28 protein-coding genes are annotated in these 26,343 nt (G+C 68.1%); 25 read left to right on the top strand and 3 right to left on the bottom strand.

The genetic code is table 11. The features are described from left to right. Window positions 1-27: 27 nt before the first annotated feature. Entirely contained in the window at window positions 28-975 is a 948-nt protein-coding gene (locus AC3ENX_RS04280; protein ID WP_434810624.1) for a hypothetical protein, read from the bottom strand. Between the two features lie 330 nt (window positions 976-1,305). Between AC3ENX_RS04280 and infA the strand changes: the two genes are divergently transcribed. From infA to glmM, 13 genes are all read left to right on the top strand, one after another. After that, window positions 1,306-1,527 carry a translation initiation factor IF-1 gene (gene infA / locus AC3ENX_RS04275; protein WP_005050493.1) on the top strand — a complete coding sequence of 74 codons (222 nt, stop codon included), beginning with the start codon at window positions 1,306-1,308 and terminating at the stop codon, window positions 1,525-1,527. Window positions 1,528-1,595: 68 nt separating this feature from the next. Further along, on the top strand, window positions 1,596-1,712 hold the full coding sequence (gene rpmJ, locus AC3ENX_RS04270; RefSeq protein ID WP_005050492.1) for a 50S ribosomal protein L36: 117 nt from the start codon (window positions 1,596-1,598) through the stop codon (window positions 1,710-1,712). A 147-nt stretch (window positions 1,713-1,859) separates the two neighbouring features. Beyond that, on the top strand, window positions 1,860-2,234 hold the full coding sequence (gene rpsM / locus AC3ENX_RS04265; RefSeq protein WP_179432956.1) for a 30S ribosomal protein S13: 375 nt from the start codon (window positions 1,860-1,862) through the stop codon (window positions 2,232-2,234). Window positions 2,235-2,265: 31 nt separating this feature from the next. Then, window positions 2,266-2,664: a 30S ribosomal protein S11 gene (gene rpsK, locus AC3ENX_RS04260; RefSeq protein WP_056117708.1), complete on the top strand. Its 399-nt coding sequence runs from the start codon at window positions 2,266-2,268 to the stop codon at window positions 2,662-2,664. 126 nt (window positions 2,665-2,790) lie between these two features. Continuing rightward, entirely contained in the window at window positions 2,791-3,786 is a 996-nt protein-coding gene (locus AC3ENX_RS04255) for a DNA-directed RNA polymerase subunit alpha (protein WP_434810623.1), read from the top strand. 36 nt (window positions 3,787-3,822) lie between these two features. Further along, the gene (gene rplQ, locus AC3ENX_RS04250; protein ID WP_434810622.1) at window positions 3,823-4,359 is read left to right on the top strand and encodes a 50S ribosomal protein L17; all 537 of its coding nucleotides are present in this window, start codon (window positions 3,823-3,825) and stop codon (window positions 4,357-4,359) included. Window positions 4,360-4,459: 100 nt separating this feature from the next. Next, a complete protein-coding gene (locus AC3ENX_RS04245; RefSeq protein WP_434810621.1) occupies window positions 4,460-5,500 on the top strand; it encodes a GNAT family N-acetyltransferase in 1,041 nt (346 codons plus the stop codon). A 22-nt stretch (window positions 5,501-5,522) separates the two neighbouring features. Next, the gene (locus AC3ENX_RS04240; RefSeq protein ID WP_434810620.1) at window positions 5,523-6,410 is read left to right on the top strand and encodes a carbohydrate kinase family protein; all 888 of its coding nucleotides are present in this window, start codon (window positions 5,523-5,525) and stop codon (window positions 6,408-6,410) included. A 20-nt stretch (window positions 6,411-6,430) separates the two neighbouring features. Next, window positions 6,431-7,267, top strand: coding sequence for a tRNA pseudouridine synthase A (locus AC3ENX_RS04235; RefSeq protein ID WP_434810619.1), 837 nt, complete (start codon window positions 6,431-6,433; stop codon window positions 7,265-7,267). Window positions 7,268-7,328: 61 nt separating this feature from the next. Beyond that, window positions 7,329-8,000 carry an endonuclease/exonuclease/phosphatase family protein gene (locus AC3ENX_RS04230; RefSeq protein ID WP_434810618.1) on the top strand — a complete coding sequence of 224 codons (672 nt, stop codon included), beginning with the start codon at window positions 7,329-7,331 and terminating at the stop codon, window positions 7,998-8,000. A gap of 183 nt (window positions 8,001-8,183) precedes the next feature. Further along, complete coding sequence (gene rplM, locus AC3ENX_RS04225; protein ID WP_434810617.1) at window positions 8,184-8,630, top strand: 50S ribosomal protein L13; 447 nt, start codon at window positions 8,184-8,186, stop codon at window positions 8,628-8,630. Between the two features lie 31 nt (window positions 8,631-8,661). After that, on the top strand, window positions 8,662-9,150 hold the full coding sequence (gene rpsI, locus AC3ENX_RS04220; protein WP_434810616.1) for a 30S ribosomal protein S9: 489 nt from the start codon (window positions 8,662-8,664) through the stop codon (window positions 9,148-9,150). Between the two features lie 7 nt (window positions 9,151-9,157). Beyond that, complete coding sequence (glmM, locus tag AC3ENX_RS04215; protein ID WP_434810615.1) at window positions 9,158-10,501, top strand: phosphoglucosamine mutase; 1,344 nt, start codon at window positions 9,158-9,160, stop codon at window positions 10,499-10,501. A gap of 4 nt (window positions 10,502-10,505) precedes the next feature. Here the strand turns inward: glmM and AC3ENX_RS04210 are convergent, their stop codons facing one another. Beyond that, complete coding sequence (locus AC3ENX_RS04210) at window positions 10,506-11,915, bottom strand: cell wall-binding repeat-containing protein (RefSeq protein WP_434810614.1); 1,410 nt, start codon at window positions 11,913-11,915, stop codon at window positions 10,506-10,508. 262 nt (window positions 11,916-12,177) lie between these two features. On the opposite strand from AC3ENX_RS04210, the gene AC3ENX_RS04205 reads away from it, so the two are divergent. Next, complete coding sequence (locus AC3ENX_RS04205; protein WP_434810613.1) at window positions 12,178-13,239, top strand: hypothetical protein; 1,062 nt, start codon at window positions 12,178-12,180, stop codon at window positions 13,237-13,239. Beyond that, window positions 13,236-14,111: a hypothetical protein gene (locus tag AC3ENX_RS04200; protein WP_434810612.1), complete on the top strand. Its 876-nt coding sequence runs from the start codon at window positions 13,236-13,238 to the stop codon at window positions 14,109-14,111. Before AC3ENX_RS04205 ends, AC3ENX_RS04200 begins: the two co-directional genes overlap by 4 nt. A gap of 32 nt (window positions 14,112-14,143) precedes the next feature. Here the strand turns inward: AC3ENX_RS04200 and AC3ENX_RS04195 are convergent, their stop codons facing one another. Next, complete coding sequence (locus AC3ENX_RS04195) at window positions 14,144-15,088, bottom strand: Ppx/GppA family phosphatase (protein ID WP_434810611.1); 945 nt, start codon at window positions 15,086-15,088, stop codon at window positions 14,144-14,146. 54 nt (window positions 15,089-15,142) lie between these two features. Here AC3ENX_RS04195 and coaA point away from each other — a divergent pair, with 54 nt between their 5' ends. The 10 genes from coaA (at window position 15,143) to tsaE (ending at window position 26,293) form a co-directional block, all read left to right on the top strand. Further along, window positions 15,143-16,090, top strand: coding sequence for a type I pantothenate kinase (coaA, locus tag AC3ENX_RS04190; protein ID WP_434810610.1), 948 nt, complete (start codon window positions 15,143-15,145; stop codon window positions 16,088-16,090). A gap of 37 nt (window positions 16,091-16,127) precedes the next feature. After that, window positions 16,128-16,997, top strand: coding sequence for a glucose-1-phosphate thymidylyltransferase RfbA (rfbA, locus tag AC3ENX_RS04185; protein WP_434810609.1), 870 nt, complete (start codon window positions 16,128-16,130; stop codon window positions 16,995-16,997). Continuing rightward, the gene (gene rfbB, locus AC3ENX_RS04180; protein ID WP_434810608.1) at window positions 16,997-17,995 is read left to right on the top strand and encodes a dTDP-glucose 4,6-dehydratase; all 999 of its coding nucleotides are present in this window, start codon (window positions 16,997-16,999) and stop codon (window positions 17,993-17,995) included. The genes rfbA and rfbB overlap by 1 nt, the downstream gene beginning before the upstream one ends. Before the next feature lie 7 nt (window positions 17,996-18,002). Then, window positions 18,003-19,409, top strand: coding sequence for a sugar nucleotide-binding protein (locus AC3ENX_RS04175; RefSeq protein WP_434810607.1), 1,407 nt, complete (start codon window positions 18,003-18,005; stop codon window positions 19,407-19,409). Window positions 19,410-19,500: 91 nt separating this feature from the next. Then, window positions 19,501-21,321 carry a DUF4012 domain-containing protein gene (locus tag AC3ENX_RS04170; protein WP_434810606.1) on the top strand — a complete coding sequence of 607 codons (1,821 nt, stop codon included), beginning with the start codon at window positions 19,501-19,503 and terminating at the stop codon, window positions 21,319-21,321. Window position 21,322: 1 nt separating this feature from the next. Then, window positions 21,323-22,366: an LCP family protein gene (locus tag AC3ENX_RS04165; RefSeq protein WP_434810605.1), complete on the top strand. Its 1,044-nt coding sequence runs from the start codon at window positions 21,323-21,325 to the stop codon at window positions 22,364-22,366. Window positions 22,367-22,429: 63 nt separating this feature from the next. After that, window positions 22,430-24,280, top strand: coding sequence for a glutamine--fructose-6-phosphate transaminase (isomerizing) (glmS, locus tag AC3ENX_RS04160; RefSeq protein WP_434810604.1), 1,851 nt, complete (start codon window positions 22,430-22,432; stop codon window positions 24,278-24,280). Window positions 24,281-24,300: 20 nt separating this feature from the next. Beyond that, a complete protein-coding gene (locus AC3ENX_RS04155) occupies window positions 24,301-24,660 on the top strand; it encodes a holo-ACP synthase (protein WP_434810603.1) in 360 nt (119 codons plus the stop codon). After that, window positions 24,657-25,793, top strand: coding sequence for an alanine racemase (alr, locus tag AC3ENX_RS04150; protein WP_434810602.1), 1,137 nt, complete (start codon window positions 24,657-24,659; stop codon window positions 25,791-25,793). Before AC3ENX_RS04155 ends, alr begins: the two co-directional genes overlap by 4 nt. Beyond that, window positions 25,790-26,293 (top strand): tRNA (adenosine(37)-N6)-threonylcarbamoyltransferase complex ATPase subunit type 1 TsaE, encoded by a 504-nt coding sequence (tsaE, locus tag AC3ENX_RS04145; protein ID WP_434810601.1) that lies wholly within the window; start codon window positions 25,790-25,792, stop codon window positions 26,291-26,293. The genes alr and tsaE overlap by 4 nt, the downstream gene beginning before the upstream one ends. Window positions 26,294-26,343: the final 50 nt, after the last annotated feature.

The raw sequence follows: 26,343 nt of genomic DNA, 5'->3' as shown, positions 1-26,343 counted from the left end.
CGTGGTTTCTCGCGCAGAAGTGGTTTCTCAGGTGCGGGCCCGCGGATTCCGCGTGAGTGTCGCGGCGAGTGCGGGCGAGCCCGGGTAGCGCTGGGGGATGCCAGACGAGACCAACGCGCGGCACATCGGGGTCACTCGGCACGAGTCGCCGTAGTCCCACCGCGCGAAGCGAGGGTGATGCCGGCGCAGGCGATCCTCTCTGCGCTTCTCGTTGCGGAGGTGGCGTTCCGCGGCAGCCGGATCGGAGAGGTCGTACTTGCCCCAGCCGTCCGATTCCCCGATGCCGCCCACCGACGGGAATTCGAAGTCGACTCGATCGACGAAGCCCTCGTACGTGAAGACGACCTGCAGCTCGGGTCGCTCGAAACCACCCACTTCCATGCCCGCGCGACTGATGCTCTCACCCGGTGACTCGGCGAGGCGGTCTGCGCGCGGCAGGACCCAGCCCACACGCGCGCGGCCGCGTACCGTCAGCTGCTCGGCTGCACGATCGATCAGATCGCTCGCGTCGGCACCGGTGCGGAGGGCGGCATCCGCTACCGCGAGTCCGAAGCCGAGCGGCAACGCGCGGACCAGGTCGAGGGTGGTGTCGGAGAGCGACGTCGCACGGATGCCGCCGAGGTTGGTGATGTCGCGGCCGTCCGCCGCGGTGTGCACGCACACATCGCCGAAGCGTCGCGATGCGGTACGGTCCGGGTCGAACACGTGGATGTCGCGGGTCTCGCTGAAGCAGGGCAGCCCGTGTGCCACGGCGGCGGACTCGTGCGAGAGCACGGCATCCGGATGCCGCCGCAGGAACGCCGCAACCCGCACTTCGTACCGCTGCCACGGTGCCAGCGCCCGCCAAGCGGCGGCGTCCACGTAGACGCCGCTGCGGACACGATGAAATCGCGAAGACGACACGGCGATGCCAGCCAGTCGTGCGTCAGCCGCAGTCACGAGCGCCAGCGGGGTGGGGAGTGCGAGAAGCGTCATTGCCCCAGCATCCGCCACGCCCTCACCGCGCGTCCGGCATGCACCCCGATCTGTGGACCCCGCTCCCACCGGCACCCTTGTGGAGGAGGCGATGCCCCGTCCGCAAGAAACCACTTCCGCGGCGACAAACCCTCGGTGCGGTGGTGTCTGGGCGCAGCATTGGTTTCTCGGGGCGCGGCGGCAGGCGGGCAGCCACCGCGGCGACGGCGAGTTGCCGGGTCGGCGGATACCACGTACACTGGATCTTTGGTGCGTTGCGCCTGTTTCGGCGTGTCACCACACATCCCATTCACCGCAGACCGACCGGTCTGCACAAGCGTCAGCGAGGCTATGGCTAAGAAAGACGGTGTCATCGAGATCGAGGGCGTCGTGTCCGAGGCGCTGCCCAACGCGATGTTCCGCGTTGAGCTCACTAACGGACACAAGGTTCTCGCAACGATTTCCGGAAAGATGCGGCAGAACTACATTCGCATCATCCCCGAAGACCGTGTCGTCGTGGAGCTCTCGCCCTACGACCTGACGCGCGGTCGCATCGTCTACCGCTACCGCTAGACCGGTCGAGAAGTAACGCCCCATCCGGATCGCAATCCGGATGCCGGCGAAGACAGCGAAAGAACATCATGAAGGTCAACCCCTCCGTCAAGCCCATCTGCGACCACTGCAAGGTCATCCGTCGTCACGGTCGCGTCATGGTCATCTGCAAGTCGAACCCGCGTCACAAGCAGCGCCAGGGCTGATCGGATGCCGCGCTCGACGCGGCCCGCAGCACACAACTGAATACTCACAACGGCAGGATCAGAACTGATCACCGGTCAGGGACACCTCGGGCGGAGGCCCGGGCACCGATCCTGCTCCACACCTCCACTCACTCCTAGGAGAACCGCATGGCACGTCTTGCCGGCGTCGACATCCCGCGCGACAAGCGCGTGGTGATCGCACTCACGTACATCTACGGCATCGGCCGTACCCGTTCGGTCGAGATCCTCAAGGCCACCGAGATCGACGAGTCGATCCGCGTCAAGGACCTCACCGACGACCAGCTCATCGCACTCCGCGACCACATCGAGGGCACCTACAAGGTGGAGGGTGACCTCCGTCGAGAGGTCGCCGCCGACATCCGCCGCAAGGTCGAGATCGGTTCCTACGAGGGCCTGCGCCACCGCCGCGGCCTCCCGGTGCGCGGTCAGCGCACCAAGACCAACGCGCGCACCCGCAAGGGCCCGAAGCGCACCGTCGCCGGCAAGAAGAAGGCGCGCTAAGCGCCGGCCCCAGGTTTAGGAGAAGAACGAAATGGCACAGGCCAAGACCGCTGCGCGCAAGCCGCGCCGCAAGGAGAAGAAGAACATCGCGCTGGGCCAGGCCCACATCAAGTCGACGTTCAACAACACGATCGTCTCGATCACCGACCCGTCGGGCGCCGTCATCAGCTGGGCCTCCTCGGGTGGCGTCGGCTTCAAGGGCTCGCGCAAGTCGACCCCCTACGCCGCCGGCATGGCCGCCGAGTCCGCTGCGCGCCAGGCGCAGGAGCACGGCGTCAAGAAGGTCGACGTCTTCGTGAAGGGTCCCGGCTCGGGCCGCGAGACCGCGATCCGTTCGCTGCAGGCCGCCGGCCTCGAGGTGGGCTCCATCCAGGACGTCACCCCGCAGGCACACAACGGCTGCCGCCCCCCGAAGCGCCGCCGCGTCTGATATCACTTCCTTCGCGGATGCCGGAGCCCCCGCACGAGCGGGCGCTTCGGCATCCCACGAGCAAAACTCAACACCTCACCAACTGCACGTGTCATATAGCGGGCACGTGATTGAAAGGAACACATAGTGCTCATTGCACAGCGTCCCACCCTGACCGAGGAGAAGATCGGCGAGTTCCGCAGCCGCTTCGTCATCGAGCCGCTCGAGCCCGGCTTCGGTTACACGATCGGCAACGCGCTGCGCCGCAGCCTGCTCTCCTCGATCCCCGGCGCCGCCGTCACCAGCATCCGCATCGACGGCGTGCTGCACGAGTTCAGCACGATCCCCGGTGTCAAGGAAGATGTCACCGAGATCATCCTGAACATCAAGCAGCTGGTCGTCTCGAGCGAGCGCGACGAGCCCATCACGGCGTACCTGCGCAAGACGGGTGCCGGTGAGGTGACCGCAGCCGACATCTCGGCTCCCGCCGGTGTCGAGGTGCACAACCCCGAGCTGGTCATCGCGACCCTCAACGACAGCGCGCAGTTCGAACTCGAACTGACCATCGAGCGTGGCCGTGGCTACGTGTCGGCGACCCAGAACCGCAACGAGTACGCCGAGGCCGGCCAGATCCCGGTCGACTCGATCTACTCGCCGGTCACCAAGGTCAGCTACCGCGTCGACGCCACCCGTGCCGGTGAGCGCACCGACTTCGACAAGCTCGTCCTCGACGTCGAGTCGAAGGCATCCATGGACCCGCGCGACGCCGTCGCATCGGCTGGCCGCACCCTCACCGAGCTGTTCGGTCTCGCTCGCGAGCTGAACGTCGAGGCCGAGGGCATCGAGATCGGCCCCGCGCCGGTCGCCGAGGTGCTCACCAACGAGCTGTCGATGCCGATCGAGGACCTCGACCTGTCGGTCCGCTCGTACAACTGCCTCAAGCGCGAGGGCATCAACACCGTCTCCGAGCTGGTCGCTCTGTCCGAGACGCAGCTGATGAACATCCGCAACTTCGGTCAGAAGTCGGTCGACGAGGTTCGCGACAAGCTCGTCTCGCTCGGCCTGTCGCTGAAGGATTCGGTGCCCGGCTTCGACGGCGCCCACTTCTACGGCGGCTACGAAGACGAGTCGTCGTCCATCTGATCCGCTGATCGACTTTCCCACCTGGAGTAACTGAGAATGCCCAAGCCCACGAAGGGTCCCCGCCTCGGAGGCGGCCCCGCACACGAGCGTCTGCTGCTGGCGAACCTTGCCGCTGCGCTGTTCACCCACAAGTCGATCACGACGACCGAGACCAAGGCCAAGCGCCTTCGTCCGCTCGCCGAGCGCCTCATCACCTTCGCCAAGCGCGGCGACCTGCACGCCCGTCGCCGGGTGCTGTCGGTCATCGGTGACAAGGAAGTCGTGCACGTCCTGTTCACCGAGATCGCTCCGCTGGTCGCCGAGCGTGAGGGCGGCTACACCCGCATCACGAAGGTCGGCAACCGCAAGGGCGACAACGCCCCCATGGCCGTCATCGAGCTCGTCCTCGAGCCGGTGAAGCCGAAGGCGAAGTCGGCCAAGAAGGCCGCCGCTCCGGTCGCCGAGGAGGCTCCGGTCGAAGAGGCTCCCGCCGAGGAGACCCCTGCTGAAGAAGCTCCCGCCGAGGAGACCCCGGCTGAGGACGCTTCGACGGAGGAGGCCGCTGAGGCCCCCGCCGAGGAGAAGTCCGAGTAAGGATCTCACTGCGAACAGGCCCGCATCCCCTGGGGATGCGGGCCTGTTCGCATGTGGCCATCCGGATGCGTGGGCCGATCCACGCCGGTACTGTGAGGTGGTGACTCAAGACGCCCTCTCCGCCCGTCTCGGATCCGTTCCCGCGCCGCAGGTGCCCTCGCACCCGGACGTGGCCACCTGGCGGCCCGCGACCGCGGCCGACATCGACGCGATCCACACGTTGATGGGCGCTGCCGACCCCGTCGACCACCCGACGTGGACGACGCCGCGCGAAGACATCGCCGATCTGTTCGACCTTGCCGAGATGGACCCGGCGCGAGACATGCTGCTCGCCGAGGACGCGGACGGCACCCTGCTCGCGTACGGTGAGGTGCTCCTGCACCCGAGCCGCGAGGGCGGCGAGCTGACTGTCTACCTCAGCGGAACGGTGCACCCGGCGCACCGTCGGCGCGGCATCGGCGCACGACTCCTCGCGTGGCAGCACGCACGGGGGCTGGAACGACTCGCCGAGGGCGCAGCGCACCTCGAAGACGGTGGCGTCTCGGGCGAGATGAAGATCTACGCTGAAGAACGCAACGCCGGGCAGCGCGCCCTCGCCGAGGCGGCCGGGTACCAGGTGGAGCGATGGTTCACCAGCATGGTGCGCGATCTCGCCGACGCCCCCGGCATCCCCACGGTGCCGGACGGCCTCGAGGTCGTGGCGTACACGCACGACCGCGATCTCGATGCGCTCGAAGCCCGCAACGACGCGTTCCGCGATCACTGGGGGAGCCGGCCGACCGAACCGCAGCGATGGATGCAGTTTGTCGGGGGTGAGTTCTTCCGAGCCGACCTTTCACGGCTGGTGCTCGACGGCGGGCGGATCGTCGCGTTCTGCCTCGCATCGGTCAACGAGGACGACTGGGAGACGCTCGGCGCGAGCAACTCCTACATCGACCTCATCGGTGTCGTGCGGTCGCACCGTCGTCGTGGACTCGCCCCTCTGGTGATCGCGAACACCCTCGACGCGATCCGTGCCGCGGGCTTGCAGAAGGCCGTGCTCGACGTCGACACCGCGAGTCCTACCGGTGCGAACGCCCTCTATGAGGGATTGGGATTCGCCGCCACCGAGCGTTCGATCGCGCTCGTCATGCATGTGTGACCTGGACGACGAAGGAGTCATCATGAAGACGCAGGTGCTCGTGATCGGGGAGGCGCTGATCGACATCGTCGACGGCCCGGGCGGCGTGACCGAGTTCGTCGGCGGGAGCCCGGCAAACGTCGCCGTCGGCCTGGCGCGTCAGGGGCTTCGCACTCAGCTGTACACGCGGATCGGCACCGACCAGCGCGGCATCCGCATCGCAGAGCAGGTCGCGGCATCCGGCGTCGGCATCGTGTCGGCGTCGTGGACCGGTGCGCCGACCTCGACGGCTCGTGCGCGATTGCAGCCCGATGGTTCCGCGGCGTACGATTTCGACCTCGACTGGGCGATCGAGGCCCCCGAGTGCGATGCCGACGCGGTGCACTCGGGCTCGATCGCGTTGTTCCTCGACCCGGGCGGCGATGTCGCGCTCACCGCGCTCGAACAAGCCGCGCACGAGGGCCGTCTCGTGACCGTGGATCCGAACATCCGCCCGGCCCTCGTCGGCGACCGAGAGGTGGCCCTCCGCCGCTTCTGGCGTGCTGCGGCGGCCGCAGATCTGCTCAAACTCAGTGACGAGGATGCCGCCTGGCTGTTCCCCGGGCGCATCCCCGAAGAGGTGCTGCCGGATCTCGCGGGGCGCGGCCCCCGCATCGTGGTGATGACGCAGGGTGGCGAAGGCGCGATGGCCTACGGCCCTGGTGGCCTCGTGAACGTGCCGGCGTGGCCCGTGCATGTGACCGACACGATCGGTGCAGGAGATGCCTACATGGCGAGTCTCATCGCGAGTGCCCTCGACGACGCCGAGTTGTTCGAGCAGGAGGCGGCACTCGAGCGCGCGATGCGCAGAGCTGCGGTCGCCGCGGGCATCACCGTCTCGCGCGCCGGCGCCAATCCACCCACGCGCGCGCAGATCGACGCGCTGCTGTGACCGAGGATGAGGCTGACAGGGTGCGCCTCCGGATCGACCTCGCCTACGACGGCACGGGCTTTCGCGGATGGGCGCGCCAGCCCGGCCTGCGCACGGTCCAGGGCACGCTCGAAGCGGCCGTCGCACGGCTGCTCGGCGGTGATCCGCAGCTGGTCGTCGCCGGGCGCACGGATGCCGGTGTGCACGCGTCAGGGCAGGTCGCCCACCTCGATCTCGACGAGGGACAGCTCGCGCGGCTCGCGAAAGCCCGCAATCCCGTGCCGAGCGCCCTCGCGCCGCGCCTGAACGGTGTGCTGGGGCAGTACCCCGACCTCGCGGTGCACGCGGTCGACACCGCGCCCGAGGGATTCGACGCCCGCTTCTCGGCGGTCTGGCGGCGCTATCGTTACCGCATCGCAGATCGGCTCACCGGGTACGACCCGCTCGAGCGCGCTCGCACGACGAGTGTGAACGCATCGCTCGATGTGGGGGCGATGGATGCCGCGGCGCGCGGATTGCGCGGCCTGCACGATTTCGCGGCGTACTGCAAGCCGCGCGAGGGAGCGACGACGATTCGCACCCTGCTCGAGTTCGACTGGCACCGCGATGCCGACGGTGTCGTCATTGCGAACGTGAAGGCCGACGCGTTCTGCCACAGCATGGTCCGCGCGCTCGTGGGTGGGTGTGTCGCGGTCGGCGACGGAAAGCTCGACCCCGACGACCTGGTCGACATCCGCAATGCGCTGGCGCGGACCAACGAGATCAAGGTGCTCGCCGCGCGTGGACTCACGCTCACCGAGGTCGGCTACCCGGCGGATGCGCAGCTCGCGCTCCGGGCGGAGCAGACGCGGGCGCGTCGCTCGATGGATGCGGACTGACCGCGTGCCGCAGCGCAACCCCCAGCGCATCCATCGGCTGCGGGCATAGGCTGGGCCGGACATGAAGGTCATCTCTTACAACCTGCGCAAGCACCGCGCCGTCGGTGAGCTGGAGGCGCTGGTCGACCAGCACGCGGCCGACGTGCTCTGCCTGCAAGAGGCCGACACGCGCGACATCCCGCACGAGATCTCCGGGCTGCGGCTCGCTGAGGCGACCAGCCGCAACCGGCTCGGCCTCGCCGTCTACTACCGTGAGAACCTCTTCGCGGCGCGCGAGGTGCGCTCGCTCGCCCTCAAGAAGTCGCTCCACGACCGCGTGCTCAAGCCGGCGGAGGAGCGACTGCTCGCGGTGCGCCTGCACGACATCGACCACAACCGCGACCTGATCGTTGCGAGCTTCCATGCGGCACCGCTGACGGCCCGCAATTCACTGCGCCGCAAGCAGATTCACGCCGCACTCGCCGAGATGGAGACGCTGGGTGACAACCTGCCGATCCTGATGGTGGGGGACTACAACTACCCGGTCTTCAAGGAGCACCTCGGTCAGATCGTGCGAGAGGCCGGCTACGAACTGAACCTCTCCGACGCTCGCACGTACACGCGGTACAAGTTCTTCAAGGGCCACTACGATTTCGCGACGTCGGTGGGGTTCCATATCGTCGAGGTGACCACCCTCCCGCAAGGATCAAGCGATCATCTGCCGATCCTGGTGACGGCCGACCCCGTGCTCTAGCGCCGATCGGTTTTGTGGTTCAGAAGTCCATCGCGTAGACTCTCCCTTTGGTGTCTGGCTGTTGCTGGCCGGCACCGCGAACGTGAGCCCTCCATCGGCGTCTTCCTGATCTTCCCGATCGCGGAAGCACCCCGGAGCGGGATTCACGAACCTCTCCGTTCGAACACAGAAAGCAGCACTACCGTGACGCGCACTTTCACCCCCAAGGCTGGCGAAGTCCAGCGCGAGTGGCTGGTCATCGACGCGACCGATGTCGTCCTCGGACGGCTCGCCTCGCACGCGGCGGCCCTCCTCCGCGGCAAGCACAAGGCCACCTTCGCCAACCATGTCGACACCGGTGACTTCGTCATCATCGTCAACGCCGAGAAGGTCGCCCTGACCGGCCAGAAGCTCCAGAAGAAGATGGCGTACCGCCACTCCGGCTACCCGGGTGGCCTCAAGGCCGTCTCCTACGAGGAGCTGCTCGAGAAGAACCCCGTCCGCGCGGTCGAGAAGGCTGTCCGCGGCATGCTCCCCAAGAACTCGCTGGGCCGCCAGCAGCTCTCGAAGCTGAAGGTCTACGCCGGTGCCGAGCACCCGCACGCCGCGCAGCAGCCCGCCCCGTACACCTTCGACCAGGTCGCCCAGTAAGCGCCGCCGAGAGACGTAAAGGAAACATCTGATGGCGAAGATCGCTGACTCCCTCGACCAGACCCCCGAGAACTACTCGACCGAGACCCCCGCATCCGAGGCCACCGCGACCACCCCGCGTCCGGTCCTCTCAGTTCCCGGTGCTGCCGTCGGCCGCCGCAAGCAGGCCATCGCCCGCGTGCGCCTGGTCCCCGGTTCGGGCTCGTTCACGGTGAACGGCCGCACCCTCGAGGACTACTTCCCGAACAAGCTGCACCAGCAGCTCATCAACGACCCGTTCACGGTGCTCGACCTTGCAGGCTCGTACGACGTCGTCGCACGTATCTCCGGTGGCGGCCCGTCGGGCCAGGCCGGTGCGCTGCGCCTCGGCATCGCTCGCGCGCTCAACGAGATCGACGCCGAGCACAACCGCCCGACCCTGAAGAAGGCCGGCTTCCTCTCGCGCGATGCGCGTGTGAAGGAGCGCAAGAAGGCCGGTCTCAAGAAGGCCCGCAAGGCTCCTCAGTACTCGAAGCGCTGATCCACCGATGGCGCTGTTCGGGACGGACGGTGTGCGGGGGCTGGCGAACGGCCCCCTCACCGCGGATCTCGCGCTCACCCTGGCCCAGGCGACTGCTGTCGTCCTGGGCCAGGGGCGTATCGCGGAGGCTCGGAAGGCCGCAGGCAAGCGCCTGACGGCGGTTGTCGCGCGCGACCCGCGGATCTCGGGGGAGTTCCTCACCGCGGCTGTCGCGGCGGGGCTCGCATCGTCGGGCGTCGACGTGCTGGATGCCGGTGTCATCCCGACTCCGGCAGCGGCGTATCTCGTGGCGGACATCGACGCCGATTTCGGTGTCATGATCTCGGCGTCGCACAACCCGGCGCCCGACAACGGCATCAAGATCTTCGCGCGCGGCGGTGTCAAGCTGCCCGACGCAGTCGAGGCCCGCATCGAGGAAGCGATGGCTGGGCCCAAGCTGCAGCCGACCGGGGGCGAGGTGGGCCGTGTCCGCCGTTTCGCCGACGCTGAGGACCGCTACGTCGTGCATCTGCTGGCCTCACTGCCGCATCGGCTCAACGGCCTGCACGTCGTGCTCGACTGCGCGAACGGTGCGGCATCCGGCGTCTCGCCCGAGACGTTCCGTGACGCGGGCGCCAAAGTCACCGTGATCGGAGCCGACCCTGACGGCTTGAACATCAACGACGGGGTCGGGTCGACGCATCTCGACAGGCTCGCTGCAGAAGTCGTGCGCACCGGTGCCGATGTCGGCATCGCGCATGACGGCGACGCCGACCGGTGCCTTGCGGTCGATGCCGACGGCCGGATCATCGACGGCGACCAGATCATGGCCATTCTCGCCGTCGCGATGAAGACCCGCGGGGTGCTGGCGCACGACACGCTCGTCGCGACCGTCATGAGCAACCTCGGCCTGCACCGGGCCATGGCGGATCACGGGATCTCGGTCGAGCAGACCGGCGTGGGTGACCGCTACGTCCTCGAGCGCATGAACGAGGGACGATTCGGGCTCGGAGGAGAGCAGAGCGGCCATGTGATCATGCGCGAGTTCGCGACGACCGGCGACGGTCTGCTCACTGGCCTGCACCTCTGCGCCGAGATGGCCCGTCAGGGCAAGACGCTCGCCGAGCTCGCATCCGTCATGACCGTCTTCCCGCAGGTGCTCGTCAATGTGAAGGGCGTCGAACGCTCGCGCGCGACCGACGACGACGTCACCGCGGCTGTCGCCGTCGCTGAGGTGGAACTCGGCGACACCGGCCGGGTGCTGTTGCGCCCGTCCGGCACCGAGCCGATGGTGCGAGTGATGGTCGAAGCCGCCGACTCGGAGACCGCGCAGGCGATCGCTGACCGGCTCGCGGACGTCGTCCGCGGCTGAGCGCTCAACCGGTCGCGTAGCGCAGCAGCTGCGCGCGCACGGATTCACTGATCGACGCGGAACCACCGAGGATCACGACCTTCTTCGGATCCAGACGCGACAGCGCGACTGCCGTGGCGGTCGGGATGCTCGAGCCCGACGTCAACAGCACGGGCACGCTTGACGTGCCCGCCACCGCGGCGCCCGCGAGCGCATCGGGGAATGTGTTGCCGTTGGCGACGTAGACGGTCGTCGTCGACGTCGGGAAGGTGTCTGCGACCTTCGCTGCGGTCGCGTACCGGTCGGCGCCTGCCTGTCGGGTGACCGACCCGCCCGTGTACGAGCGCAGCGACCCGAGCACGGCGTCGCTGATCGCGCTGGTACCGCCGAGGACCACGATCGACTTGGGTTTGAGTGTCGTGAGCGCCTTCGCCGTCGGGTCGGGGATCCCGGCGCGGGTCGCCAGCAGCACGGGAGCATTGCGGGTGCCCGCGGCCGCAGCACCCGCCAAGGCGTCGGGGAACGTGGACCCGGCCGCGACGTACGCGACCGAGATCCCCGGCGCGAACGTGTTCGCGACGAGCGCCGACGTCTCATAGCGGTCGGCGCCGGCGATCCGCTTGACGGGCCCTGTGGTGTAGCGGGATGCGGCGGCGACCACCGCGTCGGCGACCGCGGCCGTGCCGCCGAGCACGACGATCGACTTGGGCTGCAGGCGGGCGAGTTCCTTCGCCGTGGCGGCCGGCAGCGCGTCCGCTTCGGTCAGCAGCACCGGTGCGTTGCGCGTGCCCGCCGCAGCGGCGCCGGCCAGCGCATCGGGGAAGGCGGTGCCATTGGCCAGGTAGACGACCCCCACGCCTGCGGCGAAGCGCGACGCAGACACGGCGGCGGCGGTCTGATAGCGGTCGGAGCCCCAGAGCCGTGGCGCGTCGCCGAAGACCGAGCTCGGATACGCCGCGAACACCTGCGTGTAGTACGGTCGACCGCTGCTGGAGCACGCGACGCCGACGCCCATGCTGGTGTACGAGCTGTTGAGGATGTTCTTTCGGTGTCCCGGGCTGCCCATCCAGCCGTCCATGACGGCGGTCATCCGGTGGCCCGCGGCGACGTTCTCGCCTGCAGCGCGCCACCCGGACGGGATCTGCGACGAGCACGACGGGTTGTGTGACATGTCGTTCGCAGCGGCCTGCTTCTTCGACCAGGCGAGCGCCACCGCGTTGATGTCGGTGTGCAGTGCGACCGGCGCCGCGCCGGCGCTTCGTCGCTCGGCGTTGGCCTCGGCGAGCAGTCGCTTCTGCAGCTCGGTCTGTGCCGTCGCGGAGCATTCCGCGGCGGCGGCCGCTGCCGGGGCAGCGGTAACGGGGAAGGCAGTGGACAGAGCACCTACGACGACGGCGAGCAGCAGTACGGCGCAGGCGTGGGGGCGCCTGTTCATTGGGGGTCCTGACGTCCGGGGGAGGCGGAGGGCTACCCCTGCTTAGCACAGACGCCGCGGAATTGGAACGTTTTGTGTCGTTCGGAACCTGCCGAGCGCGCTTGACGCGATGTCTTGACGCCGCACCGACACGGCTGGCTAGCATGGCGGGAGCAGGGGATCTGTGACCGGTGTGAATGGGGTTGAGGGCGATGTCGTGGAGGGTACGAGGTCGGACGCAGCGCGGGTGGGGCGGCGCGAGCGGGGGCAGACGGTGAGCGTGGTGAGCGGGATGTCGCCCGCAGCGCGACGGCTGCGCAAGCGGGGGTTCCTCGTCTGGGGCATCGTCGTGCTCGTCGTCTGGGCGATCTGCTCGTGGACGTTCGCGTCGCTGTTCGGTCAGGGTGGGGTGTCCTTCGAGCAGGCCTTCATCAGCGGTCAAGCGCTCGTCGGATGGATCTTTCTGCTCCTCGGGGTGGTCCTCCTGGCCATCGGCGTGTTCGGTGAGATCCGGGCGCGACGCTTCAACGCGCGCGACAAGGCACTGGCCGAAGCCCTGCACCGCCGACTCGTCGAGTTCGTGCAGCTGCCGCGGGCCGTCATGTACACCGACGAGCAGGCAGCGGGCATCAGCGGTGCGCGCCTCATCGAGATCGAGCGCCACTTCGACCAGCAGACGCAGGGCGCGATCACCGGAACCCTCGAACTGCGGCTGCGCATGTTCGCGACGAGCTTCGGAACCACGACCGGACGGACCTACGGCGACACCCGATACGGGTACGACCGCGCATGGTCGAACAGCACAACCCGCAGCACCACGGCATCCACGACCTCCGGGACGATCCAGGGCGGCGGCGACCTGAACCTCTCGCTGTCCCAGACGACGCGGGACAACCTCATGGGCGACGCCCTGTTCGCGGTGTTCGAGGTGGCGGGGGAGGACACCTTCCGCGTCGTGTCGATGTCGACGCCCGCTGCGCGCGAGTGGATGGCGGACCTGATCCGTGGTGTCGCCGCCGACTACGGCGGCGACCAGACGCATTCCGGCGGCGTCATCGGCGCATGGGTGCCGAACCTCGTGCAGCAGTTCGGTCCCGAAGACGTGTCGTACGCGACCGACCGGCTGAAGGCCATCGCGGCGCGACCGTTCGACGAGCGCGTACCGGTCGACGTGCAGGGTGCGCCCGTCGCCCGCAACGCGATGATCGCCGTCACGATGGGCATCGGCGGCGCGCGCCTCGAACTGCTTCCCATCGCCTTTCCGAACCGCTTCGGCGAGGCCATCGGGGCCGCAGACACGGCAGTGCTCGCCGCCCCGGCCGCGATGCCGCAGGTGTCCGCGTGAACGCCCGCCGTGCGTGGCCGGCCGTGACGGCGGCATCCGCGAGCCTGGCGCTCCTACTGGCAGGGTGCGGCACGGGAAGCGGCGTGACCGCGACCGATCCGCCCGACGAGCCAGCGCCGGCTACCACCGGGCCGCAGACGCCCGCGACACCCGACCTCGATTTCGCCGCTGCCGTGGCGGATGCCGAGTGGTCGTTCGCTCCCGACGGACTCGGCACGCCGATGCGGATCACGATGGCCGACGGCACCGGCGTGGACGACCTGTCACGCACCTACACGATCGGTGCCCCGGTGATCGGCGAGGCGGATGGTGACGGCATCCCGGATGCCGCGATCACCATCACGCAGGCGGACGGCAACGCGGTCACCGAACTCTGGTACATCTGGCTGGGCGGTGACGACGGTACGGCGACGCAGGTCGAGTACCCCATCGCGCGCACCACGCGATGCGGCGACGCTACTCACTCGGTCACCGCCGTCGACGGTGGCTTCGAGATCGACCTGACCCTGCGCATCCCCAGCAGCGACGATGGTCGCTCCTGCGCGGACGGCGGCACGGGTACGCTCGTGCGCACTGTCGGCGTGCAGGCGTTCGATGGCGCGCCGTACCCGGTGCAGACGGCGCCGATCCCGGCGTGGGGCGGTGTCTGTCCGGCATCCACCTGGCTCGACGGCATCGCGGACACGGGCATCGAAGGCCGGGCTGCACCGCCGGCATCCGCCGACCTCGTGATCGACCCGGCAGCCGAGATCGGTGTGTTCGAGCTTCCGCCGGCACCGCTCGTCACGGCCGACGGCGCCCGATTCTTCGGATTCATCTCGGACCCGGCATCGGATGCCGTGGTCAAGATGCACTGCGCGTTCGCCGGCTGATCGGCGCACCGCCGCGTAATGGTCGACCGGTGTCAGCCGTTCGACTCGTTCCACGCGAGCGACTCGATGTAGCGCAGCAGCACGCCCTCGCGCAGTGCCCACGGCGAGATCTCGAGTTCGTCGACATCCATGATCGTCATGGCGGTGTGGAGGACGACGGCACCCGCGACGATCTGGAAGGTGCGATCGGCGGTGATGCCCGGAAGCTCCTGCCTGGCCGAGGCAGGGATGCGAGCCAGTCGTGGGATCCACGAGCCGAGCGCGCCGCGCGGCAGCAGCATCCGCTGATTGCCGCTCCAGCCCGGTACGGGGTACCCCGCGAGCTTCGCGAGGGAGCGGATCGCCTTGGACGAACCCACAACGTGATCGGGCCGGGGTTGGTCGCGCATGAGGGCGGCGACGGGTGCGAGCGTCTCGCGGGAATGTGCGCGCAGCACCTCCACGGCCTCTTCGCCGGGCGGATCCTCGCCGAGGAACTCGATCGTCATGCGCCCCGCACCGAGCGGCACCGACGCGGCGACATCCGGCAGCTCATCGCTGCCCGCCGCGAGCTCAAGCGAACCGCCGCCGATGTCGAACAGCATGATCTGCCCGGCCGACCACCCGAACCAGCGTCGCACCGCGAGGAAGGTGAAGCGCGCCTCCGCTTCACCGCCGAGCACCTGCAACTCCTGCCCGAGGGCGGCTTCGATGCGAGCGATCACCGCTTCGCCGTTGGCGGCTTCACGCACCGCACTGGTGGCTGTCGCGAGCAGCTCTGCGACGTTCTCCTTCTCTGCGACGGCACGGGCCTCGGCGACCGCTGCGACGAGCGCTTCGACGCCCGCCTCCGCGATTGATCCGTCCGGTTCGAGATAGCGCATGAGTCGCAGGACGGTGCGATTGCTCGTGGTCGCGAGTGGCCGTCCTCCCGGGCGGACATCGGCGACGAGCAGATGGACGGTGTTCGAGCCGATGTCGAGGACTCCCAGGCGCACGAACTCACCGTAGCGGGTGCGGGTGGGGGCGACAGAACGAATAGAGTGGGCGCGATGTCCACCGACGAGACGATGACGACCGTCGACTCGCGCTACCGCGAGATCGACCGCAGCGAGTGGGCGCGACTCGCGCCGGGAGTGCCGAATCCGCTGACCGAGAACGAGGTCGTGCAGTTGCGCGGTATCGGCGACCGGCTCGACCTGGCCGAGGTGCGCGAGGTGTATGTGCCGCTCAGTCGACTGCTTAGCACGTACGCGGAGCACACGAAGCGACTCGGGGCCGAGACGGCCGACTTCCTCGGCGAACCCGATTCGACGACGCCGTTCGTTGTCGCGGTGGCGGGTTCGGTCGCCGTCGGGAAGTCGACCGTTGCGCGCCTGCTGCGCGAATTGATGTCGCGCTGGCCGGGCACGCCGCGCGTCGAGCTCGTCACGACGGATGGCTTCCTCTACCCCAACGCTGAGCTCGAGCGTCGCGGCATCATGCACCGCAAGGGCTTTCCCGAGTCGTACGATCGGCGCGAGCTGGTCAGGTTCCTCACCGACGTCAAGTCGGGCGCGTCAGAAGTGCGCGCACCCTTCTATTCGCATGTGCGCTACGACATCATGCCCGACGCGCAGGTCACGATCCGCAGACCCGACGTGGTGATCGTCGAAGGCCTCAACGTGCTCGCGCCGCCTCCCACGCCGAACGACGTCGCCGTCAGCGACCTGTTCGACTTCTCGATCTACGTCGATGCAGATGTCGCCCATATCGAGAAGTGGTTCGTCAACCGCTTCCTCGCGCTTCGGCAGGCCGCCTTCAGCAACCCGAACTCGTACTTCAAGGTGTACGCCGATCTTTCGGACGAGGATGCCGTGGCCAAGGCGCTCGGCTTCTGGAATGACATCAACCTCCCCAACCTGCGGGAGAACGTCGAACCGACCCGACACCGGGCGAACCTCGTGCTGCGGAAGGCGCCGGATCACACCGTCGAGACCGTGCTGCTGCGCAAGCTTTGAGCAGGACAGGCAGGCGAGGTCTGCCAGGATGAATGCCATGAAGGGCATCATCCTCGCCGGCGGTTCCGGCACGCGGCTCCACCCGATCACCCTCGGTGTGTCGAAGCAGCTCATCCCGGTCTACGACAAGCCCATGGTCTACTACCCGCTGTCGACGCTGATGCTCGCCGGTATCGACGACATCCTGGTGATCACCACACCGCACGACGGCCCGTTCTTCGAGCGACTGCTCGGCGACGGGTCGCAGTTCGGCATCCGTCTCACCTACGCCCGACAGCCTTCGCCCGACGGGCTCGCGCAGGCCTTCACCCTCGGTGCTGACTTCATCGCTGACGACAAGGTTGCCCTCGTCCTCGGAGACAACCTGCTGTACGGGCCGAGCATGGGCCGCCAGCTCAAGCGATACACCGACGTCGACGGCGGGGCGATCTTCGCGTACTGGGTGGGGGAGCCCGAGGCGTACGGTGTCGTCGAATTCGATGCCGACGGCAAGGCGATCTCGCTCGAAGAGAAGCCGGCCGTGCCGAAGTCGAACTACGCCGTGCCCGGGCTCTACTTCTATGACAACGACGTCGTCGAGATCGCCCACGCGCTGCAACCGTCGCCGCGCGGCGAGTACGAGATCACCGACGTCAACCGGGCCTACCTCGAGCGCGGCACGCTGCAGGTCGAGGTGCTTCCGCGTGGCACCGCCTGGCTCGACACCGGAACGTTCGACCAGATGACGGATGCCGCCGAATACGTGCGCACGATGCAGCGACGCACGGGCCTGTCGATCGGGGTCCCGGAAGAGGTTGCGTGGCGTCAGGGCTTCCTCACCGATGACGAACTGCGCACGCGCGCCGAGAAGCTCGTGAAGTCGGGCTACGGAACCTACCTGCTGAATGTCCTGGAAAGGGGCCGTTGATGTCGAGACTGCTTGTGACCGGGGGTGCTGGGTTCATCGGATCGAATTTCGTGCACCACGTGCTCACCAACACCGATCACCACGTGACGGTGCTCGACAAGCTCACGTATGCGGGCAACCGTGCATCGCTCGCCGGATTGCCGGAGGATCGCTTTCGCCTGGTCGAGGGCGACATCGCCGACGCCGCGCTGGTCGACGAACTGTTCGCGGATGCCGATGCGGTCGTGCACTACGCTGCCGAGTCACACAACGACAACTCGCTGCACGATCCGCGGCCGTTCCTCGACACGAACATCATCGGCACCTACACGCTGCTCGAGGCGGCCCGCACGCACGAGACGCGCCTGCACCACATCTCGACCGACGAGGTGTACGGCGACCTCGAGCTCGACGATCCTGCGCGGTTCACCGAAGAGACCCCGTACAACCCCTCATCGCCGTATTCGTCGACGAAGGCCGGGTCCGACCTGCTCGTGCGGGCATGGGTGCGGTCGTTCGGCGTCCAGGCGACCATCTCGAACTGCTCGAACAACTACGGCCCGTATCAGCACGTCGAGAAGTTCATTCCGCGCCAGATCACGAACGTGATCCGCGGCATCCGCCCCAAGCTCTACGGCAAGGGCGAGAACGTGCGTGACTGGATCCACGCCGACGACCACTCGTCGGCGGTCCTGACGATCCTCGACAAGGGCGAGATCGGCGAGACGTACCTGATCGGTGCCGACGGTGAGAAGGACAACAAGTCGGTGGTGGAACTGATCCTCACCCAGATGGGGCAGCCGGCCGACGCCTACGACCACGTCACCGACCGCGCCGGCCACGACCTGCGCTACGCGATCGACTCCACCAAACTCCGCACGGAGCTCGGCTGGGAGCCGCGCTACCGAGACTTCGAGGCCGGGCTCGCTGCGACCGTCGACTGGTACCGCGAGAACGAGCAGTGGTGGGCGCCCGCGAAGGACGGGGTCGAGGCCTTCTACGCCTCGAAGGGGCAGTGACACCGCAATGACCGATTTCGGCAAGGCGCTCGCGCCGGTCCCGACTCCGATCGAGGGGCTCGTCGTCTACGACCTGCCCGTGCATGGCGACAGTCGCGGCTGGTTCAAGGAGAACTGGCAGCGCGAGAAGATGCTCGCGCTCGGACTGCCCGACTTCGGCCCGGTGCAGAACAACATCTCGTTCAACGATGCGGTCGGCACCACCCGCGGCATCCACGCCGAGCCATGGGACAAATGGGTCTCAGTCGCCACCGGTCGCATCTTCGGTGCATGGGTCGACCTGCGCGAGGGACCCGGGTTCGGCACCGTGTTCACGACCGAGATCGACCCGTCGAAGGCGATCTTCGTGCCGCGCGGCGTCGGCAACTCGTACCAGACCCTCGCACCCGACACCGCGTACACGTACCTCGTCAACGACCACTGGTCGCCCGACGCCGCGTACTCGTTCCTGAATCTCGCCGACGAGACGGCGGCCATCGAATGGCCGATTCCGCTGAGCGACGTCGAGATCTCGGCCAAAGACCTCGCCCATCCCCGGCTTGCGGACGTCACGCCGATTCCGCCCCGTCGCGTGCTCGTGGTCGGCGCGGGCGGGCAGCTCGGCACCGCGTTGCGGGCCGAGTACGCCGACGCTCCCTGGGTCGAGTTCGCCACGCGTGCCGACCTCGACCTCACGGGGGATCTCGCGGGCGCGCGTCGATGGCGCGACTACGGGGCGATCATCAACGCCGGCGCGTACACGGCCGTCGATCTGGCCGAGACGGATGCCGGCCGTGCCGACGCATGGGCGGCGAACGTCACCGGTGTCGCCGCGCTCGCCCGGATCGCTGCGGAGCACGGTGTGACACTCGTGCACGTATCGAGTGACTACGTATTTGACGGCACCGCGACCGAGCCGTACCGTGAGGATGCCCCGCTCGCGCCGCTGGGTGTCTACGGGCAGACCAAGGCCGCGGGCGATGCGATCGTCGGCACCACGCCGCGCCACTACATCGTGCGCACGTCCTGGGTGATCGGCGAGGGCAAGAACTTCGTCCAAACGATGGCGTCCCTGGCGGAACGCGGCGTCGATCCGTCGGTCGTCTCGGATCAGATCGGACGACTCACCTTCACCGACGACCTCGCGCGCGGCATCCGGCATCTGCTCGAGACCCGCTCACCTTTCGGCGTCTACAACCTGACCGGGGGTGGCACACCCCAGTCGTGGGCTGACCTCGCCCGTACGGTGTTCGAGTTGACAGGGCATGATCCCGATCGCGTCGTGCCCGTCACAACGGCCGAGTACTTCGACGGCGCAGCGGGACCGGTCGCGCCACGTCCGGCGTGGTCGGTGCTCGATTTGGCGAAGATCGAGGCGACCGGGTTCGAGGTGCGCGACGCGGCGGAATCGTTGCGCGAGTATCTCGAAGCGTGATGTCGCGGGCGCCTGGGCGAGCCCAAGCGTCCAGGTCTGCGTCGGTCGGTGTCCAGGTTGCCTTCGCGCAAGGACAGTAGGATCGCTCGCGATGTCTGCACCTGCTTCGCGCCGTGACGCCCGCACGCCTTCTCCCGACGCTTCGCCACGCAGCCGCAAGCGGTGGCCTTGGATCGTCGGCGGCGCCGTCGTGCTCGTGGTCGCGGGTGTTGGTGTCGCAGGCAAGCTCGTGTACGACCGGGCGATGGCGGTGCAAGATGAGCTCGTCGTGGCCCAGCAGCTCATGCCGGGTGCGAAGGCGCAGATCGAGGCACTGGAGCTGGATGCGGCGACCGCGACGCTCGCAGACGTGTCGACCCACACCTCCGCGGCGGTGGAGCTGACCGACGATCCGCTCTGGCGTCTCGCGGGGATCCTGCCGTGGATCGGGGCCTCGGTGACGGCCGCCACCGAGTTGACCGCGATCACGGATGATGCGGTTCGAGCTGCCGAGCCACTCATCGACGTTGCGCCCTCGCTTACGCCGGAGAACCTCAAGCCCGTCGATGGCGCCTTCCCCCTCGATGCCGTCGCCGCCGCGGTGGATGCCGTCTCGAGCGCGGCCGACGACTTCGGTGCGCTCAGGGAGCGGATCGCGATGGTCGACACGGACGGCGCTGCCGGGCAGCTCGTCTCTGCCCGCGAGCAGCTGGCGGCGCAGATCGGTGAGGTCTCGAGCGCGCTGGACACTGCAGACACCGTGCTGCCCATCCTCCCCTCGCTACTCGGCGGGGAGGGTGAGAAGCGCTATCTGCTCGTCTTCCAGAACAATGCCGAAGCGCTCGGACTCGGCGGAAGCTCTGCCTCGCAGACACTCGTCCGCGCCGACGAAGGGCGCATCGAGATCGTCGATCAGGGATCCAGTCAGACGTACGAAGAGGAGCTGGTCGACGTCGACCTGCCGGAGTCCGCGTTCGCGCTGTATGGCAATCGGTATGCCAGCGCCATGAACCTCACGCCGTCGCGGCCCGACTGGCCGAGCGATGCGCAGATCATGCGCGCGTTCTGGCAGCGGGATGTCGACGACGCGCCGATCCACGGGGTGGCGTCGATCGACCCGCTTGCGCTGGCTCGCATGCTCGAAGCGACCGGCCCCGTTTCGATCGAAGGCGTCGAGCTCAACAGTGAGAACGCCGTCGATCTGCTGCTGCACGAGGTGTACGGCTGGTTCCCGGCCAATCAGGTGGGGGATGGGACGGACGCGTTCTTCGCCGCGTCGGCATCCGCGATCTTCGACAAGCTCAGCAGCGGAGACTTCGACATGGCAACCATGATCACCGCCGTCGGCGAGAGCATCGACACCGGCAGCATCATGTACTGGACCGACGATGAGCAGGTGCAGGGTGTGCTCGACGAGTCCGGGTCTCGGGTGACCGGCGTGCTTCCCACCGACAATGACACCACCACGACCGTCGGCGTGTACTTCCGAGACGTGTCCGCCTCGAAGATCGACTACTTCGCCGACACGACCGTCGATGTCTCCGCCTCGTGTGCCGACGGTGAAATGACGATGAAGGTAACGGCATCGTTCCGCCTCGACCTCACGCTCGAAGAATCGACCTCATTGCCATCGTACGTTCGCAGCGGCTCATGGAAGGGCACCAAGTACCGAACGCAGGTGTTCATGTACGCCCCGCCGGGCTTCGAGATCGCCGAGACGAGCGTCGAAGGCGACTCGGTCCGAGAGTTCCGAACCGGCAACGTCGACCTCGGTCGCGCCGTTTCGCCGTTCACGTCGACGCACGTGCCTGGCGACACGTTCACAGTGACGACCGTGTTCACCGGTGCCGCTACCGGTACCCCGGTCGAGCTGCGGACGACCCCGATGATCCGGCCCACCGTCACGACGGTGAATGACGCCTGCGGAGGCTGACATGGCACGACTCGGCGACACTGAACTCGATGCGCTCGCGACCGCGGAACCTTCCGTACGTCGTCGTCGCCGTTGGCCCTGGGTGGTCGTCGGTGTCGTCGTTCTGGCACTGGTCGCCGCAGCAGGTGTTGCGCTCGTCTACCTCTTCAGCCTCAACCAGACCTACACCGACAACGTCACGATGCTCGACGAATCGGAGAGCTTTCCCGACGTGTCGGTGCGACCGGACCCCGTCGACGAAGCGCACGCCGAGGCGCGGAACATCCTCCTCCTCGGCTCCGACATCCGGGGCGATGTCGGTGACGATCTCGATGACATCCGCGGGCAACGGTCCGACACGATCATGGTCGTGCACATTCCCGCTGACAACGAGGGTGTGCAGGTGATGTCGATCATGCGCGACAACTGGGTGCCGATTCCCGGGCACGGCGAGGCGAAGATCAACGCCGCGCTCTCGTACGGCGGTGTGCCGCTGACGGTACAGACGATCGAAGACATCATCGATGTGCGCATCGATCACGTGGCGATCGTCGACTTCGAGGGGTTCGCAGGTCTGACGGATGCGCTCGGCGGGGTCGAGGTCAACAACGCGGTGCCGTTCACTCGGAGCGGGGTCACCTACCCGGAGGGGCACATCACCCTTGACGGCGAGTCGGCGCTCGGATTCGTGCGCGAGCGGTATTCGTTCGTCGACGGCGACTATCAGCGTGTGCGCAATCAGCAGGCCTACCTCAGGGGGCTCATCCGAGGGGTGCTCAGTCGAGATACGCTGACCGACCCCGGCAAGATCAGCGACATGGTCGGCGCGATCTCGCCGTACCTCACCGTCGACTCCGGTCTCGATGGGCCCACGATCGTCGACCTCGGGCTGCGGCTGCGTGACCTTCGTACCGAAGACATCGACTTCTTCACCTCACCGACGCTGGGTACCGGCACGTCGGCCGACGGCCAGTCGATCGTCAGACCGGATTGGGACGCCCTCGCGCAGGTGGCTGAGGCATTCCGTTCCGATACGGTCGACGAATACGCCGCAGACGCCCAGTGACATCCGGACGGCGCGGTCACGCGCACAGCTCCGACTCGCGCGCGCGCCCATAGGATTGTGCGCATGTGTGGAATCGTCGGATACGTGGGCCCGCGTGACAGCCAGGCCATCCTCCTGTCAGGCCTCGCCCGCCTCGAGTACCGCGGCTACGATTCGGCCGGCATCGCCGTCATCGACGGCGACGGCGACCTGAACCTGCGCAAGCGCGCCGGCAAGCTGCAGGTGCTGCGCGACGACCTCGTGGCGCACCCCATGAACGACGGCACGACCGGCATCGGGCACACCCGCTGGGCGACGCACGGAGGTCCGACCGACGCGAACGCACACCCGCATCTTGCCGATGACGACAAGCTCGCCGTCATCCACAACGGCATCATCGAGAACTTCGCCGAGTTGAAGGACGAGCTGCTGGCACAGGGATTCACGTTCCGCAGCGAGACCGACACCGAAGTGGCCGCGGTGCTGCTGGGTCGCGAGTACGGTGTCACGGGCGATCTCGTCACGGCGTTCCGCAATGTCGCCTCGCGTCTCGAGGGCGCCTTCACGCTGCTCGCGATGCACCGCGACGAGCCGGGTCTCGTTGTCGGCGCCCGCCGCAACTCGCCGCTCGTGATCGGACTGGGCGAGGGCGAGAACTTCCTCGGCTCCGACGTCGCGGCCTTCGTGGAGCACACCCGCAACGCGCTCGCGATCGGCCAGGACGAGATCGTCGCGATCACGCCCGCAGGTGTCGAGGTCACCGACTTCTCGGGCGCGAGTGTCGAGGTCGAGCCGTTCGAAGTGGTGTGGGACGCTGCAGCGGCAGAGAAGGGCGGCTGGCCGTCGTTCATGGCCAAGGAGGTCTCTGAAGAGCCCGAGGCCGTCGCCAACACGCTGCGCGGCCGGCTCAAGGATGACGCCGTCGAGATTCCCGAGCTGCACGGTCTCGACGAGTTGTTCGCCGGCATCAACCGCATCATCGTGATCGCCTGCGGCACCGCCGCGTATGCCGGCATGGTCGGCAAGTATGCGCTCGAGGAGTGGACGCGGCTGCCCGTCGACGTCGAACTCGCCCACGAGTTCCGCTACCGCAACCCGGTGATCGGCCCGCAGACGCTCGTCGTCTCGATCAGCCAGTCGGGCGAGACCATGGACACGCTGATGGCCGTCAAGTACGCGCGTGAGCACGGCGCGAAGACGCTGTCGATCTGCAATACGCAGGGCGCGACGATCCCGCGCGAGTCGGATGCCATCGTCTACACGCACGCCGGCCCTGAGGTCGCGGTCGCGTCGACCAAGGCGTTCGTCGCCCAGATCACCGCGCTGTACCTGCTCGCGTTGCACGTCGGCCGCATCCGCGGTGAGCTGTCGGCGGCCGAGCAGGCGGTGAACGTGCGTGAGCTCGAGGCGGTGCCCGAGAAGATCTCGCGCATCCTCGAGGCCGAGCAGCAGCACATCGAGCAGTTCGCCGGCTGGATGGCCGACACCAGATCGGTGCTGTTCCTGGGGCGCCACGTGGGCTACCCGATCGCGCTCGAGGGGGCGCTCAAGCTCAAGGAGATCAGCTACATCCATGCCGAGGGCTTCGCCGCCGGCGAGCTCAAGCACGGCCCGATCGCGCTGATCGAGCCCGGCCAGCCCGTGTTCGTCATCGTGCCGTCACCGCGGCACTCGGCCGAGCTGCAGAAGAAGGTCGTCTCCAACATCCAAGAGATCCGTGCCCGCGGTGCCCGCGTGATCGTGATCGCCGAAGAGGGCGATGCCGCCGTGCTTCCCTTCGCGGACGAGGTGCTGCGGATCCCGCTGGCGGACGCGCTGTTCGAACCGCTGCTGGCGGTCGTGCCGCTGCACATCTTCGCCATGGGCCTCGCGAACGCGAAGGGGCTCGACGTCGATCAGCCGCGCAACCTCGCGAAGTCGGTCACGGTCGAGTGATCCTTGACTAGGCTGGCGGGATGATCGTCGGAATCGGCATCGACCTCGTCGACATCCCCCGATTCGAGCGTTCCCTCACCCGCACGCCCCGCCTGCTCGATCGACTCTTCTCGCCCGCCGAGCGAACGCTCAAGCCGCGGTCGCTCGCCGCTCGCTACGCTGCGAAGGAAGCGCTCATCAAGGCGCTCGGCGGCTCTGACGGAGTGCACTGGGGTGAGATCGAGATCGCGTCGGAACCGTCCGGCAAGCCGGTCTTCTCGCTCTCCGGTTCAACCGCCGAGGTCGTCGCAGAACGGGGCATCACCGCCGTGCACCTCTCGCTCTCGCACGATGCGGGTCTCGCCACCGCGTATGTCGTCGCCGAGGCGGCGGGCGCATGAGCACGCTGGCGCGCGGTGCCTTGAAAGACGGTGACATGCGCGAGGCTGTCATCGACACGACGGCTATCGCCGACAACGTGCAACATCTGCGGCGGTTGACGAATGCCGAGGTCATCGCGGTCGTCAAGGCAGACGGCTACGGGCACGGGGCGGTGCGGTCGGCGCGCGCCGCGCTCGCCGGCGGTGCGTCGCGACTCGGTGTCGCCGACATCGGCGAGGCGCTCGCCCTGCGCGCGGCGGGCATCGACGCGCCCGTCGTGGCATGGCTGCATGCGCCCGGTTCGACGTTCCTCGACGCGGCCGCCGCCCGCGTCGAGGTCGGCATCTCGAGCCTCCAGCAGCTTCGTGCGGCGGCGGCAGCGGCTGACTCGCAGCCGGTGGGCGTGCACCTGAAGGTCGAGACCGGGCTCGGTCGCAACGGCATCCCGCCCGCGGCCTACGGCGACGTCTTCGCCGAGACGGCCCGCCTCGAGCGCGAGGGGCGCATAGAACTGGTGGGGCTGTTCAGCCATCTCTCCAACACGAGCGAAGCCGACGACCGTGCGGCCCTCGCGCGGTTCCGGGTCGCATCAGAAGCCGCCGCCGCGCAAGGGCTCCGTCCTCGACTGCGGCATATCGCGGCATCCCACGCGGCGATCGACCTGCCAGAGGCTCGTCTCGACGCCGTGCGTCTCGGCATCTCGATCTACGGTCTGTCGCCGTTCGCCGACCGAACGTCGGCCGACCTCGGCCTTCGCCCGGCGATGACATTGCGTGCCTCCGTTGCAGCCGTGCGCCGCGCCCCGGCCGGGCAGGGGGTCTCGTACGGCTACCTGCACCGCGCACCCCGTGAGACGACGCTCGCGCTCGTGCCGCTGGGCTACGCCGACGGTGTGCCGCGGAATGCGTCGCAGGGCGGTGCCGTACGCATCGGCGATGAGGTGTTCCCCGTCGCTGGGCGCATCGCGATGGACCAGTTCGTCGTCGATGTCGGTGACCATCCGGTGGCGGTGGGCGACACGGCCGTGCTGTTCGGAGACCCCGCAACCGGCGCACCGCCAGTCGAGGCATGGGCGGCGTCCGCCGACACGATCAACTACGAGATCGTCACGCGCATCGGCCCGCGCGTGCCCCGCGTCGAGGTGCACGGATGACCGGACTCGACGGATTCATCGGGCAGCGCGAGATCGCATCCCCCGCCGACATGGAAGCGCTCGGGCGCTCGCTCGGCGAAGCCCTGGCTGCCGGGGACCTCGTCGTGCTGACCGGTCCGCTCGGCGCCGGCAAGACCACCCTCACCCGTGGGATCGCGGCGGGACTCGGGGTGCGCGGCCCCGTGCAGAGCCCCACGTTCGTCATCGCGCGGACGCATCCCTCGCTCGTGGGCGGGCCGGTGCTGCTGCACGTCGACGCGTATCGGCTGGGCGCTGCTGCAGAGCTCGACGACCTCGACCTCGATCTCGACCATTCGGTCACGATCGTCGAGTGGGGTCGCGGCATGGTCGACGGCCTCGCGGACTCGTGGTGGGAGATCGAACTCGATCGTGAGTGGAGTGGCGTGGGTATCGACACCGCGTGCGGCACGGGCAGTCGCGCCGCCCGCGAGATGGAAGACAACGCGCCGCGACTGGTCACCGTCACCCGCCGCCCCTGAGCCGGCATCGGCACGATTCAGCGCGGAGTCAGCCTGGAACGGGCAGACTC

The sequence above is a fragment of the Microbacterium sp. bgisy189 genome (assembly GCF_057707225.1).
Note: the sequence above shows the minus strand (reverse complement) of the source record. Positions and strands in the feature narration are given on the sequence as shown.

Bases quoted from the DNA above. Each gene is read 5' to 3' on its own strand.
- AC3ENX_RS04165 (WP_434810605.1), top strand. From the start codon at position 21,323: ATGGCACGACTCGGCGACACTGAACTCGATGCGCTCGCGACCGCGGAA.
- rpmJ (WP_005050492.1), top strand. From the start codon at position 1,596: ATGAAGGTCAACCCCTCCGTCAAGCCCATCTGCGACCACTGCAAGGTC.
- AC3ENX_RS04210 (WP_434810614.1), bottom strand. From the start codon at position 11,915: ATGAACAGGCGCCCCCACGCCTGCGCCGTACTGCTGCTCGCCGTCGTC.
- AC3ENX_RS04175 (WP_434810607.1), top strand. From the start codon at position 18,003: ATGACCGATTTCGGCAAGGCGCTCGCGCCGGTCCCGACTCCGATCGAG.
- glmS (WP_434810604.1), top strand. From the start codon at position 22,430: ATGTGTGGAATCGTCGGATACGTGGGCCCGCGTGACAGCCAGGCCATC.
- tsaE (WP_434810601.1), top strand. From the start codon at position 25,790: ATGACCGGACTCGACGGATTCATCGGGCAGCGCGAGATCGCATCCCCC.
- rpsM (WP_179432956.1), top strand. From the start codon at position 1,860: ATGGCACGTCTTGCCGGCGTCGACATCCCGCGCGACAAGCGCGTGGTG.
- infA (WP_005050493.1), top strand. From the start codon at position 1,306: ATGGCTAAGAAAGACGGTGTCATCGAGATCGAGGGCGTCGTGTCCGAG.
- AC3ENX_RS04155 (WP_434810603.1), top strand. From the start codon at position 24,301: ATGATCGTCGGAATCGGCATCGACCTCGTCGACATCCCCCGATTCGAG.
- AC3ENX_RS04230 (WP_434810618.1), top strand. From the start codon at position 7,329: ATGAAGGTCATCTCTTACAACCTGCGCAAGCACCGCGCCGTCGGTGAG.
- AC3ENX_RS04170 (WP_434810606.1), top strand. From the start codon at position 19,501: ATGTCTGCACCTGCTTCGCGCCGTGACGCCCGCACGCCTTCTCCCGAC.
- rplQ (WP_434810622.1), top strand. From the start codon at position 3,823: ATGCCCAAGCCCACGAAGGGTCCCCGCCTCGGAGGCGGCCCCGCACAC.
- rfbA (WP_434810609.1), top strand. From the start codon at position 16,128: ATGAAGGGCATCATCCTCGCCGGCGGTTCCGGCACGCGGCTCCACCCG.
- coaA (WP_434810610.1), top strand. From the start codon at position 15,143: ATGTCCACCGACGAGACGATGACGACCGTCGACTCGCGCTACCGCGAG.
- AC3ENX_RS04240 (WP_434810620.1), top strand. From the start codon at position 5,523: ATGAAGACGCAGGTGCTCGTGATCGGGGAGGCGCTGATCGACATCGTC.
- glmM (WP_434810615.1), top strand. From the start codon at position 9,158: ATGGCGCTGTTCGGGACGGACGGTGTGCGGGGGCTGGCGAACGGCCCC.
- rpsI (WP_434810616.1), top strand. From the start codon at position 8,662: ATGGCGAAGATCGCTGACTCCCTCGACCAGACCCCCGAGAACTACTCG.
- rpsK (WP_056117708.1), top strand. From the start codon at position 2,266: ATGGCACAGGCCAAGACCGCTGCGCGCAAGCCGCGCCGCAAGGAGAAG.
- rfbB (WP_434810608.1), top strand. From the start codon at position 16,997: ATGTCGAGACTGCTTGTGACCGGGGGTGCTGGGTTCATCGGATCGAAT.
- AC3ENX_RS04280 (WP_434810624.1), bottom strand. From the start codon at position 975: ATGACGCTTCTCGCACTCCCCACCCCGCTGGCGCTCGTGACTGCGGCT.
- alr (WP_434810602.1), top strand. From the start codon at position 24,657: ATGAGCACGCTGGCGCGCGGTGCCTTGAAAGACGGTGACATGCGCGAG.